General features: G+C 62.5%; 19 protein-coding genes and 1 pseudogene. 11 read left to right on the top strand and 9 right to left on the bottom strand.

The window, feature by feature from the left end; all coding sequences use genetic code 11:
- Positions 1-140 precede the first annotated feature (140 nt).
- Positions 141-490 (top strand): annotated as a pseudogene (locus B4F07_RS03025) (tyrosine-type recombinase/integrase); the annotation flags it as partial.
- A gap of 117 nt (positions 491-607) precedes the next feature.
- Here the strand turns inward: B4F07_RS03025 and B4F07_RS03030 are convergent.
- From B4F07_RS03030 to B4F07_RS03040, 3 genes are all read right to left on the bottom strand, one after another.
- A complete protein-coding gene (locus B4F07_RS03030) occupies positions 608-1,867 on the bottom strand; it encodes a cation:proton antiporter (protein WP_293699894.1) in 1,260 nt (419 codons plus the stop codon).
- On the bottom strand, positions 1,868-2,554 hold the full coding sequence (locus B4F07_RS03035; RefSeq protein WP_293699892.1) for an MgtC/SapB family protein: 687 nt from the start codon (positions 2,552-2,554) through the stop codon (positions 1,868-1,870). It abuts the gene before it with no gap.
- Between the two features lie 474 nt (positions 2,555-3,028).
- Entirely contained in the window at positions 3,029-3,325 is a 297-nt protein-coding gene (locus tag B4F07_RS03040) for a hypothetical protein (protein ID WP_293699889.1), read from the bottom strand.
- A gap of 185 nt (positions 3,326-3,510) precedes the next feature.
- Here B4F07_RS03040 and gntA point away from each other — a divergent pair, with 185 nt between their 5' ends.
- The 5 genes from gntA to B4F07_RS03065 all read left to right on the top strand — a co-directional run bounded on the left by gntA (position 3,511) and on the right by B4F07_RS03065 (position 6,780).
- Positions 3,511-4,317 (top strand): guanitoxin biosynthesis heme-dependent pre-guanitoxin N-hydroxylase GntA, encoded by an 807-nt coding sequence (gene gntA / locus B4F07_RS03045; RefSeq protein WP_293699886.1) that lies wholly within the window; start codon positions 3,511-3,513, stop codon positions 4,315-4,317.
- Between the two features lie 2 nt (positions 4,318-4,319).
- Positions 4,320-5,246 (top strand): NAD(P)/FAD-dependent oxidoreductase, encoded by a 927-nt coding sequence (locus B4F07_RS03050; protein ID WP_293699883.1) that lies wholly within the window; start codon positions 4,320-4,322, stop codon positions 5,244-5,246.
- Positions 5,247-5,373: 127 nt separating this feature from the next.
- On the top strand, positions 5,374-6,117 hold the full coding sequence (locus B4F07_RS03055; protein ID WP_293699881.1) for a Crp/Fnr family transcriptional regulator: 744 nt from the start codon (positions 5,374-5,376) through the stop codon (positions 6,115-6,117).
- On the top strand, positions 6,114-6,311 hold the full coding sequence (locus B4F07_RS03060) for a hypothetical protein (protein WP_293699879.1): 198 nt from the start codon (positions 6,114-6,116) through the stop codon (positions 6,309-6,311). Before B4F07_RS03055 ends, B4F07_RS03060 begins: the two co-directional genes overlap by 4 nt.
- Positions 6,304-6,780: a hypothetical protein gene (locus B4F07_RS03065; protein WP_293699876.1), complete on the top strand. Its 477-nt coding sequence runs from the start codon at positions 6,304-6,306 to the stop codon at positions 6,778-6,780. The genes B4F07_RS03060 and B4F07_RS03065 overlap by 8 nt, the downstream gene beginning before the upstream one ends.
- A gap of 32 nt (positions 6,781-6,812) precedes the next feature.
- On the opposite strand, the gene B4F07_RS03070 is transcribed toward B4F07_RS03065, so the two are convergent.
- Positions 6,813-7,877, bottom strand: a complete 1,065-nt coding sequence (locus B4F07_RS03070; RefSeq protein ID WP_414711694.1) for a L,D-transpeptidase family protein — start codon at positions 7,875-7,877, stop codon at positions 6,813-6,815.
- 90 nt (positions 7,878-7,967) lie between these two features.
- Entirely contained in the window at positions 7,968-8,549 is a 582-nt protein-coding gene (locus tag B4F07_RS03075; protein ID WP_293699870.1) for an urea carboxylase-associated family protein, read from the bottom strand.
- 195 nt (positions 8,550-8,744) lie between these two features.
- Between B4F07_RS03075 and B4F07_RS03080 the strand changes: the two genes are divergently transcribed.
- Together B4F07_RS03080 and B4F07_RS03085 are read left to right on the top strand one after the other, a co-directional pair.
- The gene (locus tag B4F07_RS03080; RefSeq protein WP_293699867.1) at positions 8,745-9,461 is read left to right on the top strand and encodes a hypothetical protein; all 717 of its coding nucleotides are present in this window, start codon (positions 8,745-8,747) and stop codon (positions 9,459-9,461) included.
- 268 nt (positions 9,462-9,729) lie between these two features.
- Positions 9,730-9,975 carry a conjugal transfer protein TraD gene (locus B4F07_RS03085; RefSeq protein ID WP_293699864.1) on the top strand — a complete coding sequence of 82 codons (246 nt, stop codon included), beginning with the start codon at positions 9,730-9,732 and terminating at the stop codon, positions 9,973-9,975.
- 91 nt (positions 9,976-10,066) lie between these two features.
- Here the strand turns inward: B4F07_RS03085 and B4F07_RS03090 are convergent, their stop codons facing one another.
- On the bottom strand, positions 10,067-10,228 hold the full coding sequence (locus tag B4F07_RS03090; protein WP_414711746.1) for a DUF2256 domain-containing protein: 162 nt from the start codon (positions 10,226-10,228) through the stop codon (positions 10,067-10,069).
- Positions 10,229-10,337: 109 nt separating this feature from the next.
- Positions 10,338-10,871 carry a diguanylate cyclase gene (locus B4F07_RS03095; RefSeq protein WP_293699858.1) on the bottom strand — a complete coding sequence of 178 codons (534 nt, stop codon included), beginning with the start codon at positions 10,869-10,871 and terminating at the stop codon, positions 10,338-10,340.
- Between the two features lie 734 nt (positions 10,872-11,605).
- Between B4F07_RS03095 and B4F07_RS03100 the strand changes: the two genes are divergently transcribed.
- Complete coding sequence (locus tag B4F07_RS03100; RefSeq protein ID WP_293704520.1) at positions 11,606-12,493, top strand: hypothetical protein; 888 nt, start codon at positions 11,606-11,608, stop codon at positions 12,491-12,493.
- Between the two features lie 179 nt (positions 12,494-12,672).
- Here the strand turns inward: B4F07_RS03100 and B4F07_RS03105 are convergent, their stop codons facing one another.
- Complete coding sequence (locus B4F07_RS03105) at positions 12,673-13,554, bottom strand: GNAT family N-acetyltransferase (protein ID WP_293699852.1); 882 nt, start codon at positions 13,552-13,554, stop codon at positions 12,673-12,675.
- A 90-nt stretch (positions 13,555-13,644) separates the two neighbouring features.
- Here B4F07_RS03105 and B4F07_RS03110 point away from each other — a divergent pair, with 90 nt between their 5' ends.
- A complete protein-coding gene (locus B4F07_RS03110) occupies positions 13,645-13,911 on the top strand; it encodes a KTSC domain-containing protein (RefSeq protein WP_293699850.1) in 267 nt (88 codons plus the stop codon).
- Between the two features lie 33 nt (positions 13,912-13,944).
- Here B4F07_RS03110 and B4F07_RS03115 read toward each other — a convergent pair whose 3' ends face one another.
- Complete coding sequence (locus B4F07_RS03115; protein WP_293699848.1) at positions 13,945-14,823, bottom strand: Ku protein; 879 nt, start codon at positions 14,821-14,823, stop codon at positions 13,945-13,947.
- Between the two features lie 108 nt (positions 14,824-14,931).
- Here B4F07_RS03115 and B4F07_RS03120 point away from each other — a divergent pair, with 108 nt between their 5' ends.
- Complete coding sequence (locus B4F07_RS03120; protein WP_293699845.1) at positions 14,932-15,819, top strand: esterase/lipase family protein; 888 nt, start codon at positions 14,932-14,934, stop codon at positions 15,817-15,819.
- The last annotated feature ends 45 nt before the right edge of the window (positions 15,820-15,864 follow it).

The following is a 15,864-nucleotide window of genomic DNA, read 5'->3' on the forward strand; positions in this document are numbered from 1 at the left end:
TTCTAGCCTTGTCGCTTGGCGGCGACAATTTTCTCCATCCAGCCTCCATTCGCTGACCGTTACCCATCGGCCACCGGCTTTACATGAGCGTTTTCCCTTTTGCCCATTTTGGCCAAAGGAGAACGACTATAGGTAGGTCAAAATTCGAAATCGCGTCGGATGCTCGCGGGAGCCTACTCGCTTGGCGCGAGCGGCGCGGTGGACCGATCGACCATTATACTTACCCAGTCGCGTCGACCATTCTGCTCACATGAGCACGCGGCAGTATTCGCGCCTTGTAGATGAATGGATCAAGGCAGTTGGCCTCCGAAGCGAGGACTACGGTCCATATTCGTTACGCAGAGCAAAGGCATCAATCATTTGCAAGGCGACGGGCAATCTGCGGGCGGTGCAAATTCTGCTTGGCCACACCAAAATCGAGAACACTGTTCGATACCTCGGCGTTGATGTGGAAGATGCGCTGACGTTGGCGGAAGGAATCGAAGTCTAACGTGAACATCTGAAGCGCCTGAGAGCGAGCGCTCTGACGTGTCGCGGAACGTCCGCTCTCTTTGTTTGGTCGCCAAAAGCAGTCAGTCAGCAATCGGCCAATGGCGGCGATTAGGCTTTAGCCGCTAACGCAGCGCTGGCGAAGAATGATGTGATGGACGACCGGCCCTGCGGTGAAGCCATGAACGACGGTCGACAACAGGATAGTCAGCGCGATCGTTGCCCATAATTGCCCTTCGTTGACCAGCTCGAGATGGCTGGTCGCATAGGCGAGATAGTAGATCGACCCGATCCCGCGCACACCATAGAAGGCGACGACCAGCCGGTCCTGCGAGGGCAGGTCAGCGTCGACCATGCTGAGCCACCCGGCGAGCGGGCGCACGATAAACAGCAGGCCGATAGCAATGCCCGCATGGGCCCAGTCGAGCTCACCGAACAGCAGCGGAAAGGTGCCGCCGATCAGTATCAGCAGCAGCGCGGTGAGCGCGAGCTCGATCGCTTCGTTGAAGCTGTGGAGCTTGCCGTGGAATTCATGGCTCGCCTCGAACCGGCGCAGCACGATCCCGGCGACAAAGCAGGCGATGAAGCCATAGCCTTCGACCAGTTCGGTCGCACCATAGCAGAGCAGCACCCCCGCGATCGCCAGCACGCCCGAGGCGGTGTCGGCAAGGACATTGCCCTGCGGGATGACGAACAGGATGCGCGCGAGCAGCCATCCGACCACCGCGCCGCCGATGCAGCCGACCAGGATGCGATAGACGACGTCAACCAGCAGCCACTCGCCCAGCATCGCGGCGGAAAAGCCGGTGGTGCCGACGAGCAGGCCGAGATAGACGAACGGGAAAGCCAGTCCGTCGTTCAGCCCGGCCTCGGTGGTCAGCGCAAAGCGTACCGGCTGTTCCTCGCCTTCGGTGGGCGGCCCGACCTGGACTTCGCCGGCGAGCACGGGGTCGGTCGGTGCGAGCACCGCGCCGAGCAGGATTGCGCCCGCCAGCGTCATGCCGGCAAAGGCCAGACCCATGAACGCCACCGCGGCGATCGTCAGTGGCATCGCAATTGCCAGCAGCCGGATTGTCGGGCGCCAACGGCGATAGTTCGACAGGTCGTCGATGCGGATACCCGTTCCGAACAGCGCGACGATGACCGCAAGCTCGCTGGCCAGCTCCCAGAATTTCGGAGCGTCCCTGGGATCGAGCCCTTTAGCGACATCGGGCAATATCAGGTAGATCGCGATCCCGAACAGGATGAGCAGTGCCGAGGCCGCCGGTTCGCGCCCCGACAGAAAGCGGGGCAGCCAAAAGGCCGCGATAATCCCGGCGCCGATCAGCGCCATACCGACATGATAGCTACTCAATGCAAAGAAGGGTTGATCGTCCATTCAGGCCTGTTGGGGGCGGATTTCAAAGCCGGTGACATTGGGATCAACTGACAGGCTCGCGGCCAGTTGCTCGGCGCGGCCTTCGCTGTAGCCGTGGGCGATGGCGCCATATTCCACGACATCGTCGTTCATCGACTGGTCGATGGTGATGGATCGGAGCTTGTGGTCGGCGAGCAGCGTGGCGAAGTCGCCCAGCGCAACGGCCTTTGACCGGCGATAGCGGACCTTTAGATGCACGATGCGTTGCTGCGGAGCGCGCCGGTCGGTGATCGTGACGGCGGCCAGCACCAGCACCGTCGCGGTCGCCGCAAAGATTGCCAGCTCGTAAAAGCCGATACCGAACAATATGCCCAGCGTCGCGGTCATCCACAGCGAAGCGGCGGTGGTGAGCCCGCGGACGTTGAACCCTTCGCGAAAGATCACCCCGCCGCACAGAAAGCCAATGCCGGTCAGAATGCCGTGCGCCATGCGCACCGGATCGATGCGGACCACCTCGACCGGGGCGTCGTTGAGCCACGCCATCTGATGCACCGCCGAAAGCATCAACAGACAGCAGGACAGTCCCACCAGAATATGCGTGCGCAGCCCGGCGGGACTGGCCCGATATTCGCGTTCGGCGCCGATTAGGGCGCTGGCCACAATCGCGCCGATGATCGGCCAGAACAGGTCGGGGTCGAGCAGTTCCAATTATCTCGTCCTGATGATGGAGCGGGTAAGACAGCGAATACGGAATGCGGCGCGGCGGAATGGTGATGGCGTTGTCACAAATTTGCAACGCGCGCTGGATGCGGCGGTTGCAAAGCGTGGCAGGGAGGCAGTCCATCCCGGCATCATTGGCGCGCCAGCATCTCCGCGGCCTAACATGGATCAAGACGAATTCGCGCCGGGGAAGGGGCGTTTGCGTTAAGATACGGCATCGCAAGGGGCTGCCAATGACGATCGACAAAGCACTGATATGGCAGACCGTCCTTGCCGCAGAGGACGAGCATGGAGAGGCGGCCGAGGCCTATGCGCGCGCCAATGCAGCACAGGCCGCGGTCGAGGGGGATGAGGCGCAGGCCGCCTTGTGGGAAGCGACCGCTGAAGCGTTACAGACGCTTCATACGATCAATTGTCACGGAGCGCGCCTTCGCCGCGCACAGGAGTGCGGGCGCCGAGACGTCAGTAAGCGGGCGGATCGCTGGCGGGAAAGGATTCGTCCGCCGCTTCATCGACGCGGTCCCAGTCGCGGCGGGGCGCATCGCGCATTCCGGCGGGACCGGCCGAGCGCGTCTGGTCGAAATTCTCGGGGTCGGTTTCGCGATCGGCGAAAGCAGCCGAATGCGAATCCTGGGTCGATGCGCCGGACTTGCGGTCGCGGGTGAACCAGAAGAGGCCGCTGAGCACGGCGGCGCCGACAAACTTGCCGAAATATCCGCTTTTGCCTTTGGTAGCCGTCGAGGGTGTCGTGTTGGTCATGAGATCGTTCCTTTTCGGACGATCAACGGGGCCGCGTTGCGAAAGTTGCCGGGTCGCGGCGCTATTCGCGTTAACCTCGATCAACTTGGACCGATTGGTCGGCAGGCAACCGACCGGCTCGGACAAATCGATGCAATCCAGGTTAATCTGTCGCAACCGGACACTCTGCCAACGGTTACTCGCCCATGCTTTACCCCGTCGATGACTCCAGCCACCCGCTGGCCCAGCGCTTTCAGGCGTTCATTCGCGATCCGGCGTTTCCTTGCGTCGGTGCCAAGTCGGCGCTTGCGAAAGAACAGATGCGGATTGTCGTCGGCCGCGATATGTGTTCGGCGTGGGACGATCTGCGCATCTATCCCAATCTGCTCGATCTGGCGTCCAGCTATGCGCGCGAGCCGACGCTGTTCCACTCGCTCGCGGTGCTGTTCGAAACCGATAATGCGCTGGACGAAGAGGCATTTGAGCGATGCCTCTGGGCGCGGCTGGAATCGCTGACCGACAAAGATGATTTTCACGGACAGCGCGCCGACCCGCGCGTCAGCGCCGATCCTGGCGACCCGCATTTTTCGTTGAGCTTTGGCGGCGAGGCGTTTTTTGTCGTCGGCCTGCATCCGCAGGCCAGCCGACCGGCAAGACGCTTCGAGCGTCCGGCGCTGATCTTCAACCTGCACGACCAGTTCGTCCAGTTGCGGGCCAGCGGCGTGTATGACAAGATGCGCAGTACAATCATTGCGCGCGATGTGGCGCTGGCGGGTAACGTCAACCCAATGCTGGCGCGGCACGGCAGCGTGTCGGAAGCGCGGCAATATTCGGGCCGCGTTGTTGGGGCCGATTGGGCTTGTCCATTCGCCGGTCGAAGCGGTGCCTTTGCGCCGGAAGGGAAGGGGCAAGCAATGTTTCCAGATTTGCGTAGCCTCAACGTGACCGAAACCGTGTCCGGTGCCTGCTCGCGATCGCCGTCGCCGACGCGTTTCGCGGTGGCTGGACAATAGAAGTGCCGCACGCCGCGCCATCGTCGCTGGATTGCCTGGTCATCGGCGGCGGGCCGGCGGGGTTGACCGCGGCCATCTATCTGGCGCGATTTCACTTGTCGGTAGCGGTTGTGGATGCGGGGCAGAGCCGCGCCAGCCTGATCCCGCTGACTCGCAATCACGCCGGATTTCCCGACGGGATATCGGGAAACGACCTGCTGATGCGAATGCGCGAGCAGGCGCGCCTTTATCGTGCTGATTTGCGTGAAGGCCGGGTCGACAGCATCGTGCGCAACGGCGACGATTTCGTTGCGACAATGGAAGGGTCCGCCATTGCTGCGCGGTCTGTCCTGCTCGCGACGGGCGTGGTCAACCGGCGTCCCGCGATGCTGGACGACGCTGCGCATCAACAGGCGTTAAATGACGGCCGGCTGCGCTATTGTCCGATCTGCGATGGATATGAGGTCACCGACCGCCGGATCGCGGTGCTCGGCACCGGCGATCGGGGCTGCGATGAGGCCCTGTTTCTGCGCAGCTACACCGCCGACATCACGCTGGTCGCACCCGAAGGTGGCCACGAACTGGACGATGCTCATTATGGGCGATTGCGTGACGCCGGTATCAAGGTGGTTGGCAGCTGCCGGGCCATCGCGTTGGCGGACGACGCCATCGTGCTGCGGGTCAATGGCGACCGGCTGTCTTTCGATAGCCTCTATCCGGCTTTGGGTTCCGACGTCTGTTCCGAGCTGGCCGCACCATTGGGCGCCGTGATGTCCGAAGCGGGTTGCCTGAAGGTCGATACGCACCAGCGCACTAACGTCCCCGGCCTCTATGCTGCTGGCGACGTCGTGCTCGGGCTCGACCAGATCAGCCATGCGATGGGCGGGGGCGGCGTGGCGGCAACGACCATTCGCAACGATCTGGCGGAAAAAGCGCCGCTTCGCCGCTGACGGAAACTAACCTGCATCATGCGTTTAACCGCGCCTGCCATGCAACAGCAGGCGATGTCGCTCGTTAGGACCGTGGCACCGGGTGATCGCTGATCCATCGCGAACCTGGTCGCAGGGATCGTACGACATGTTTACCGAACGCTTTTTGAGAGACAAACGCGGTGCGAGCCTCGAGGCGGACGAGCGCGCACGGATCGAGGCCGCCATCAGTGAGGTCAAGACCTTTGGCCCGCGCAATATCGTCGCGCGCGCCGGCGAACCGCTCACCAACAGCACCTTGCTGCTCGAAGGCATCATGTCGCGCTATCTCGACGACCGGAACGGGCTGCGTCAGCTTGTGGCGATCCATTTTCCCGGCGACTTTCTCGATCTCCACGCCTTTCCGCTCAAGGTGCTCGACCATGATGTCGCGACGCTGACGACCGCGACGGTCGCGACCGTCCCGCACGCCGAGATCGAGGCGATCGCAGAGGAAATGCCGCAGCTGATCCGCAAGCTGTGGTTTGCGACCCTGCTCGACGCGGCGATCCACCGCGCGTGGCTGTTTCGGCTCGGCCGCCTCGATGCCACGGGGCGCGTCGCGCATTTTCTGTGCGAAACCAACGCGCGGCTTTTTTCGGCGGGCCTTAGCGACGGCCGCCGTTTCGCGCTCGCGCTGACGCAGGCCGACCTCGCCGAAATCTGCGGGCTGACAACCGTCCATGTGAACCGCGTGATGCGGCAGTTGCGCGAGGAGCAGCTTTGCCTGTTCCGCTCGTCGCTGGTCGAAATCCTCGACCCCGCCGGACTCGCCAAGCGCGCGCAATTCGACCCCGCCTACCTGTATATCGACGACGATAGCCAGCTCCCCTCCGTGCAAAGGCCAAAATGATGAGAGATCCGACCGACGAGCTCCAACCCGAAACTCAGCCGGGTATCGCGACTGCCGAAGGCGGGCTCGTGTTCCTCGACGGGCCGGACGGGGTGGCAACGACGATGACGCCCGAGGCTGCCGCGGAAACCGGGCAAAGCCTGATCGACGCCGCCGCAACCGCCGAACGCCAGCAGGCGACGGCTAATGTTTGACGCCTTTGCCCAATGGAACCGGATGCTCGCGGCGGGCGCATCGATGCGCACTACGAGTGTCCGCGCTGCCGAAACTTTTGGCGGCGCCAACAAGGTCGTCGCGGCGCGCGGCGCGATTATTGGTGAGGCGATGCAATCGCCGTGGACGGCGGATCATGCCGAGCTTGGCCGGATGATCCCCGAAAAGATCGACACGCTGTCACGCGCAGGATCAGCTGCGGCGACGATCTGGTGGGACAGTCAGACGGCGTGGATGAAGCATTTCCAGCACCTTGGCACCATGGCGATGCGAGGCCGACTACCGACGCCGGCCGAGATCGCCGACCTTGGCGAACGCAGCGCCACGCTGATGCTGCAATCAATCGAGGCGACCGCCAGGATCGGCGCGGCGAGCCTCGCGCCGGTCCACCGCCAGGTCGCGACCAATGTGCGGCGTTTGGGGGCGAAGCGACCGGCAGCAAAGGGGTGAGGGGCATCGCGACGCTGACAGACCTCTGACCGTCAGTTCTGGAAAATCGCAGGCGTGCCGGGTTTCACCATCTGCGCCAGTCGCGCCGCATCCCAGTTGGTCAGCCGAACGCAGCCATGGCTTTCGGCGCGGCCGATGGTGTGTGGCTCGCTGGTGCCATGGATGCCATAATGCGGCTTATTGATGTCGATCCATGCCACCCCGACGGGGCTGTTCGGTCCGGGCTGTAGCAGCGCCGCCTCTTTGCTGTCGCTCACGTCCCAGAATAATTTAGGGTTGTAATGAAAATCGGGATTGCGGCTCACGCCCTGGATTCTCCACGTTCCGATCGGCAGCGGATCGCGGCTGCTTCCCATCGTGGCGGGGAATTGCGCGATCAGCTTGTCGCTGGCGTCGAACACCTTCAGCACGCCTTCGGATTTGTCGACGACGACCTTGGCCGCGGCCGGTTGTTTGGGCGCAACGCCGAGGCGTTCGAGCGTTCCGTTCCAGCCGCGCGAATCCTCGCCTAGCGTCGATTGGTCGATATCGGCGATGTTGGGGACGCGGAACGGGCGGTCCGCTCCCACCAGCGTCGATGCGCTGTTCAGCGCGACGAGGGTTTCGGGCGTGGTGTGAAAGCGCTCGGCCAGCGCCTCGGTCAAATTGCGATAGCCGAGCGCGGGCAATTTGGCCTGTTCGGCCGCGTCTTTCAGAAAGGCCGGGACGAACGGCCCTTTGGCAAAGCCTGCCGGAATGATGACAACCCGCGTCGCGGGAACCTGCCGCCACCGCTGCAACGCCTGCTCCGTCACGGTGTCGAGCTTGCCCGTGTCGGCAATGTCATTGGCCTGCTGAAAACCGCGCAACGCTGCGGCATAGGACGCGCCTTCCTTGCCATCGATGACGCCGGGCGAAAAACCGAGATGGTCGAGGATGACCTGCGCGCGCAGGATGGGGGTTTCGTCGAAGGCAATCGCGCCCGGTTCGGCATCCGCGAATATCAGACTATCGCCATCGGTATTCGCCGGTGCCGCCGCGCGCGTTTCGTCCGTATTTTTGTCGGGTGAGGCATTGCAGCCGGCGAGCAGCAGCGCCCCGGCTAGATAGATTGGAATTTTCAAGCGCTGGTCCTCTCGGTTGAGGCTTGTTCAACGATTGCGTCGGCTAAAGGATGCGCGCCATCCGCGGTTCAACGCAAACTTCGGCTAGCGTTCGATTTCATAATGGATCGGTTTGAACGTCCCGCCGCAACTGTCATAGGCCGAACAGGCGGTGAGCCCGATGATCAGGTCGTCGAGCGCGCGGAACCGAATGAAATCGCCGGGCGCGGTCGGCGGCGGCAGCACCTTGACCTTGCCCGCATTATCGACCGGAACGTGCATGAAGATGTTAAACGCGACGGGAATATCGTCCTCGGCGATGCCATAGGGTGCCAGCGCCTCGGCCAGATTGCCGAAACAGCCGCGATGGACGGGCTTGTCCTTGTAGAAATGGCGAAAGGTCGCTTCACTGCACGGGGTCAGCAGGAAATCATGCGTCCCGACATGGTCCTCGACAATCTCGAGCATGGGATTGGACCGGTTCGACCACAGCCGGTTGCCGGTCGTCAGCCGGATCGTTTCCTCGTAGTCGAACGTCCGCCCGTTCGACACAACCTCGCGAACGTCGCCGCGCATGAAGGCCAGCATGTCGCTGACCTGTCCGCCCTCGGGATCGATCACGCGCAGCGTTTCGCCGCGGAGCAGGGGGAAGGCCGTGCCGCTTCGCGGCGCGATAATCTCGGTCATGCATGGTCTTTCGCGCGAGGAGTGTGCGGTCACTACGTGCGGGGCGGGCGAAGGCTGCCTCGCCGGGCAAACTCTCGCCACCCTCTCATTTTTTCCGGTTCGTGCGTGAACATCGCGTGAGGCCGCCATTCAGCAACGCGACACCGGGCGAAGCGCTTTGGGGCGGAACGCCGGGGGGCTGACAGGAGAAAGCCGATGAAGACGCTACTCGTGAGCCTGGCGGTATCCGCCGCGGCCATCGCAAGCCCCGCCGCCGCACAATATCCGAGCGACGGCTACCAGAACCGCGGCAACAACGACCGCGATGACGACCGCGCCGGTGCAAACATGGCACCGCGGATCGAACAGATGCGCGTGCGGATCCAGGCGGGCGTGCAATCAGGCGCGATCAGCCGTCAGGAGGCCGTCTCGCTGCGCGCCGACCTGCGTTCCTTGACGCAGCTGGAGCGACAGTACAGCCGCGGCGGCCTGACCAACCAGGAGCGGCAGGACCTGCAAAGGCGGCTGCGCGAACTGCGCCAGGATGTCCGCCGCGCCGATGGCGGCGCGAACGGGCGCTATGATAATTGGGACCGCCAGAACGATCGCGACGATGATCGCTATGACGATCGCTATGACGGGCGGGGCTATGGCACCGATGGCCGCTGGAATGATAACGACCGGGACGATGATGACCGCCAGCCGCCACAGCGCGGCGGCATTGGCGGCTTGATCGACAATGTGCTGGGCCGCAACGAGGCGACCCTGCAAGTCGGCCAGCGCGCCCCGTCGGACCTTTACGGCGTACCCTATGAGTATCGCGACCGTTATCGCGACACCAACCAGTCCTATTATCGTTCGGACGGACGCCAGATCTACCAGATCGACGCCCGGACCCAAGCGGTTGTCCGCATCCACACGATGAACCGATAATTGCGCCCGCCTCAGCCAGCATCCTTGGCTGGCTGAGGCGCGCTGCAGGAGTTCGCGCTCACATCCGAGACCCTACAGCGATGGCTGAGATCTGAACAATGGGAAGGTTTCGGCGATTGAGATTGGCCCTGTCGCCAACGCAGACCCCGGTGTTTTTACGGTATTGGCGGGGAACAACGATTAACTCATTCAATTGCTTCAAGAGCGGGGGGGACGCTGGACACTGCTTCACACGAGCCACCCCGTGTTGATGAGAAGGGCGATTGTTGTGGACCGAGAAGATAACGTCGTGACGATTGCCCGGTTCGGACCGAGAAAGCTGCCGGAACTGACCATGCGGAAAAACAAGCTGGTGGGCGATGTCGTGGTGGCTACCGGTGCGGGTGATCTGCCATTGGACGTCCTCGCTGGCGCGCTACTCGAAGCTGCTGAAAGTAATGACAATACCAAGCTTGTGGCCTGGGCATTGCGCGGGGCTGCATTTTTCGACGGTGGAGAGCGGTCTGCTCCCTAAATGACAGGAAAGCACGGTTCGGTTAGCTACCTCCCCTTTTTGATCGGCGCGGGAGCGGGTGCAAATACCCGTCCCTAGAACGCAATCCTCGTCAGAAATTCACGTTCTTGGCTGACCGGCAGCGATCCGAACAAAATTTCACCTTATCCCAGTCCCGCGCCCATTTTTTTCGCCATGAGAATGGTCGGCCGCAGCTCGCGCAGATCTTGGACGGAAAGTCGGACTTTTTGATCATCCGTGGCACTGAGACCATCCTGCAACATGTGAATTTTGATATGCAGACTCCGCGTGACTATCCTGAACTAGCAGCCGGCGCAGGAGCGTCGAAAGAGCAGCGGTCGACACCCATTGATACCATCTTATCATGTCGCAGTTTTGGCGAAGATCAATGTCGTGCGGCAACAGTTTCGGCCTGCTTCCTTCGCCATGTATAGAGCCCGGTCGGCGGATGCCAGAAGCGCGTGCGGCATCGCTACCGATCCGCCGTCGCGGGCGAATGCGGTCGCCGCCCCTATGCTTATCGTGACCACGCCACTTGTCGTTGCGCCGTGCGGAATTTCCAAGGCTTCGACGGCCGCCCGGGCGCTCTCGGACGTCAGTGCGGCGCTGCGGCTGTCAGCATCGCCGAGCACAATCGCCAGCTCATCGCCGCCATACCGGGCGAGCAGTCCGCCCGAACCAGTGAGCGAGGATTGCAACGCTGCTCCGACGCTGCGCAGGCAGTCGTCGCCGACTTGGTGGCCGTGGGCGTCATTGAACTCTTTGAAATGATCGATGTCGATCAGCAGCAGCGATATTTGGGACTTTGCGGCCGATGTGCGCTGCCACTGGCTTTCCAGCGCTTCGTCGAACGCGCGGCGGTTGGCGAGGCCGGTGAGCCCGTCGCGCATCGCCATCGATCGCAGCTCATCCTCCAGCGCCTGCGGTCGGAAATGTCGCGCATGATGACCGCGCGGTCGCCGGGCGCGCCATTCGGCGCCGTGCCAGCCGGGTGTCGAGAACATACTTGAATATGCGCCGCCGCCTTTGGCCCGGGGGCTTGGACATACGCAGCGGCCACCCGGCAGGATGGCTATGGAAGTTCGTTGTTCAAGCGGGTTCTCAAGCCCGGCACCGCGCGCCTCTTGGCCCGATGCGTCCTCAGCATAGCCACACCAACGCACGGCGCAAGATGGTTTCATTTGAAACTTGTCCAATATGGCAGGATAATGCTTGAACGCCTTCGTCTGGAAGGATGGCGCGCGTCAGGCGCGCTAGCCTCCGCCCGATCTCATGCCGCAATCGTGAATGTCCAACTCGCCGGTCGGACGCCAGTGCGTCCGTCGGCGCGGTCAAGGGCAGTGGCGGCAGTAATGCGGCCAAGATCTTGCCTTAATGTCCGCAGACACAAGAGGTGGCCGATGATGGCAGGCGATCCGGAACAGGCCGATGCGGCAGAAGCCTTTGTGCGCCCGCAATCAGACCGCTGCCTCCATGACGCAGCGCGAACAAGCGATGTCACGGTCTTTCTTGGGACGCGGGCAACCGGCGCATCTCCAGCGCGTTCCATAGCAATATGAAGCGTCGGCGTCGTTCACGAGATCGCCGATCCGCTCGTGAACCGATCGCTCCTCGAATGAAGGTCCCCGCCATGAACATCAAATGCCTCCTGATCGCTGCGACAAGCACTTTGCTTTTCTCTGGCACCGCTTTGGCACAGCAACAGACCCAACCGCAGCCGAATATTCTCGAGCAGTTGCTCGGGTCCGTGTTTGGCAACAGCGAACAGGCCAGCGAACAGACCTTGGAATCGGACTGGAACCAAGGTCGCCGACCTTTTGCCCAGCGCCGCGCGACGTTGGAACAGCGCATCGATACCGCTGTGCGCGACGGCTCGCTCAGCCGCAGCGAAGCAGAGCAGATGCGCCGTGAGTATAATGAGATCGTGCGCCTGGAAGCGCAATATTCGGCCAACGGCAATATGTCCCAGCAGCAGCGCAGCGATTTGCGGATGCGATATCGGGCATTGACGCAGCGGATTGCTGGCCAGAACACCGGTCAAGGCGGCTATGCAGACGAGGGACGGTGGCAGATGTTGTCGACCCGCAACGCCGATTTCGAACAGCGGCTAACGAGCGGACTGCGGAACCGAAGCATTACGCAGGCAGAAGCCACGCGGCTGCGCAGCGATTGGCGCTCTTTGGCTCAACTTGAGGCGCGGTATCAGCGCGGCGGGTTCGATGCACGCGAGCAGGCCGATCTTTGGGCGCGCTACAATGCCATCATCGATCGCCTCGGTGGCGCTTATGGCAATGATGGGAACAGCGGTCGCTGGGGTCAGTTGGAAACACGATTGGCGGCGTTGGAACGCAATGGCGGCATCAACCGAAATGACGCGGTCCAGATTCGGGCGCAGCTCGGTGATCTGGCAAGGCTCGACGCTGCTTATACGAACGGCGGATACGGTGCAGATGAGCGGACATATCTGACCCGTCGATTTGGTGAACTCGAACAGATGCTCGGAAATATCCGTCGATAGCAGTCTTGCGGAGTCGAGCCGCGGCGCGGCGATTGGCAGGTGTCAGCAGGGTCAGGGTCGCGCGCGCCGACCTGTCTCGCCGCCATAGCCGCGCATCAGGATTGCTGATTGGCCTTTCGGGCCAGGCGCGACGGCAATGATCCTGCGCGATCGGCTGTCACCGAAGCGGCGTTCCGATATCAGTCCGCAAGCGAGCGCACGAACCGATAGCTTTTTTGGTCATAACCTCGTGTTCGGAAGAAGTTATGGGCGTTGTCGATCATGATGTCGCTCATCGCCTCGACTGCGCCGCATCCCGCTCTTGCGAGCGCTTCCAGCGCGGTCTCCATCATCGCCGTCGCGACCCCGCTGCGCCGGTGCGGCTTGTCGACCAAAAGCAGCGTGAGCCGTCCCAGCAGGCCGCGGTGGATCGTGGGCACAATCGTCCAGGCGCAGCAACCGATGACGCCGTCGCGATCGGCGACGACAAGCCCGCCCTGTGTCCGTTTGAGCGATGCGATATTGGCGGCGATGTCGCCGCGTTCGATCCGGGCGCCAGAGATGTGGCGCAGCAGCCCTGCAAGCGCCGCGGCATCGGCGACCGTTGCGGGGCGAATTTGCCAGTCGGGAGCAGGTCCGATCTTGGCGTCTTCGTCGGCAACGATACGTAGCACCGGCTTGACGGGCGGCCTAGGGGGCTTGGCAGGGTTTTCGGCGCGCAGCCGCGCTTTCGTCTTGGTGGCCCCAGCCCGCGCTGGCGTTCGGACCCGGCGCCGCACTACTGACGGTCCCTCGCTCGCTATAATGGGCTTTTTCTTCTTTGCCGGTGGGGCAGGGGAGGTGGTCTCGGCGGAGAGTTTCCAGGTGCCAAGCGCGCGACCGCGAAGATAGTCTTCGACCTCCTGCGCAGTGGCGGTAAGCCCTTCCTTGCCGATCCCGAGCAAGGCCTCGCCCTTTGCATCGGTAAGGCCGAATTTGCCGAAATCTCCGACCCCCGGTTTGCGTTTGCGCGATCGCAAAAGCTTCAGCCCGCGATGTTCGGCCATCGCGCGTAACTGATCAACCGTTGCGGTGGTTATCACCGCTCAGCGTCCCGAAGCGCGCAACGCCTGCGCCGCTTCGGGCAAGGCGGCGCGAACCGGGAGTAGGCGGCATTGGCGACAGGAACGATCATGCGATCCAAGCGCTTGAACTGCATGCGCGTGCATCGGTTCAGCCAATCTTCGACAATCGATCGAATTGCCTATGATGCCGCCGCCCGGACCCTTTCCATCGCGTTTTATGATAGCGGCAAATATATTTACGACGGCGTACCCGAGACGCTGTTCGAGGCCTTTTGCCGGGCCGGGTCTGCAGGAGCATTTTTCCACGAGCGGGTCAGGAATCGCTTCAGATTTCGCCGCGATCCCGAGCGCCGGGGCTTCGGACCGAACGCCTGACAATGTCCCGCCGCGCCGCATCGACCAACCCGATCACGCGCGCTTGCGAGCGGGCGTTTTTGCGGCCTTTTTGGCTGGGGTCTTGACCGCGCTTTTCTTGGTGCCGGCGCTCGATTTGGTAGCGCCTCGACCGCCAACCGATTTCTTGAGTGCTGCCATCAAATCGATGACGTTGGAGCCTTGGGTCTCGCTGCTGCCGCCCTCGCTCTCGATGTTGAGCGTCTTGCCCTTCTTCTTGCGTTCGATGAGGTCGCGCAGCGCCTCGACATAACGATCGTGGAAATCGCTGGCATCGAATTTGCCGGTCTTCTTGTCGATCAAGGTGGTCGCGAGATCGAGCAAATCTTCATCGGGGTCGCCTTCTGCGATATCACGAAAATAGCTTGCAGCCTTGTTCACCTCATCGGCGTAGCGCAGCGTTTCCATGACGAGACCGCGCCCGCACGGCTTGATGCTGACGACATATTCACGGCCGCGCATCGCGAGTTGCCCCAACCCGACCTTTCGGCTGCGACGCAGCGCCTCGCGAAGGACGATGAATGCCTCTTCGGCAAGCTCGTCGGCAGGCACGACATAATAGGGCTTTTCGAAATAGATGGCGTCGATGTCATGCGCCTCGACGAACTGGGTGAGCTCGAGCGTCTTCTTGCTTTCCAGCTTGACCCCCTCAATCTCGTCTTCGTCCAGAATGACATATTCGCCCTTGGCATATTCATAGCCCTTGACGATTTCGTCGACATCGACCGGGCCGATGCCGGGAACGACCTTTTCATATTTGATGCGCTTGCCCGATGGTTCGTGGATCTGGTTGAACGCGATGGTGGCGCCGCTTTTCGTGGCGCTATAGATTTCGACTGGAATCGAGACCAGCGCCAGCCTGATCTGGCCCTTCCAATAGGGTCGTACAGCCATGATCTTCTCCTTTGATGCTCCTCGTTCAATTCGCGATGACGACGGACGTTCCACTCTGACGTGCGCGCCGCGATATCGCGCGGATCTTCGGGAACTGCGGTCGGCAATATGGTTTTCACGATCCGGAAATTCGGATTAACCTCGATCAATTTGGGGCAACAATGCCCCTCGTCGGCGCTTTGTCGGGCCATGACCCATGCAAGAATGAACGCCGCAGGTGCGGCAACGCCCCTTCCGCCATCGCCCTGGATCGCCGCGGCCGAGCTGCCGCGGGCCGTGTCGGAATTCGGCCTGCTCGCTGCGAGCATCCCGGGCCTTCTGCGCAGTGCGGCACGCGGCGACGGACACCCCGTGCTGGTTCTACCCGGCCTGCTTGCCGGAGACCGGTCGACCGCTGCGCTTCGCGCTATCCTTACCAGGCTCGGCTTTGACGCTCGTGGCTGGGGTCTCGGGCGCAACCGCGGACCGCGCGCGATAGGTTCGCGCGGCGAACGCCTTCAGGCGCGAGTGGAGGTGCTGGCTGAAGAAACCGGGCGCAAGGTGAGTCTGGTCGGCTGGAGCCTTGGCGGGCTCTATGCGCGTCTGCTCGCCCGGCGCTTGCCAGCCCAGGTTCGTCAGGTGATCACGCTGGGGTCGCCTATCATGGATAAGGGCAGGGCGACCAATGCCGGCGAAATTTTCGAGATCGTCAGCGGCACGGCGCGGAACGATCGCGCCAACCGTGCCTTGCTTGCGGAACTGGCGGCGCCGTGTCCCATACCCTCGTCGGCGCTATACAGCCGATCCGACGGCGTTTGTGCGTGGCAGGTCTGCCGCGAGACGCCTGGCGCGCAGCGGGAGAATATTGAAGTCTTTGGCAGCCATTGCGGCCTTGGGGTCAATCCCAGCGTGATCTTCGCGGTGGCCGATCGGCTGGCCCAAACCGAAGGCCAATGGAAGCCCTTTGCGCCGCGTGGCTGGGCCACCTGGGCCTATCCGGCGCCCGGCCATGCCTGAATTGGCAGGCACGCATCGCCGCGCCGTAACTTTTGCCCGCGCCAC

Origin of the sequence: Sphingopyxis sp. UBA6723 (assembly GCF_002454115.1) — a bacterium.
GTDB lineage: Bacteria > Pseudomonadota > Alphaproteobacteria > Sphingomonadales > Sphingomonadaceae > Sphingopyxis.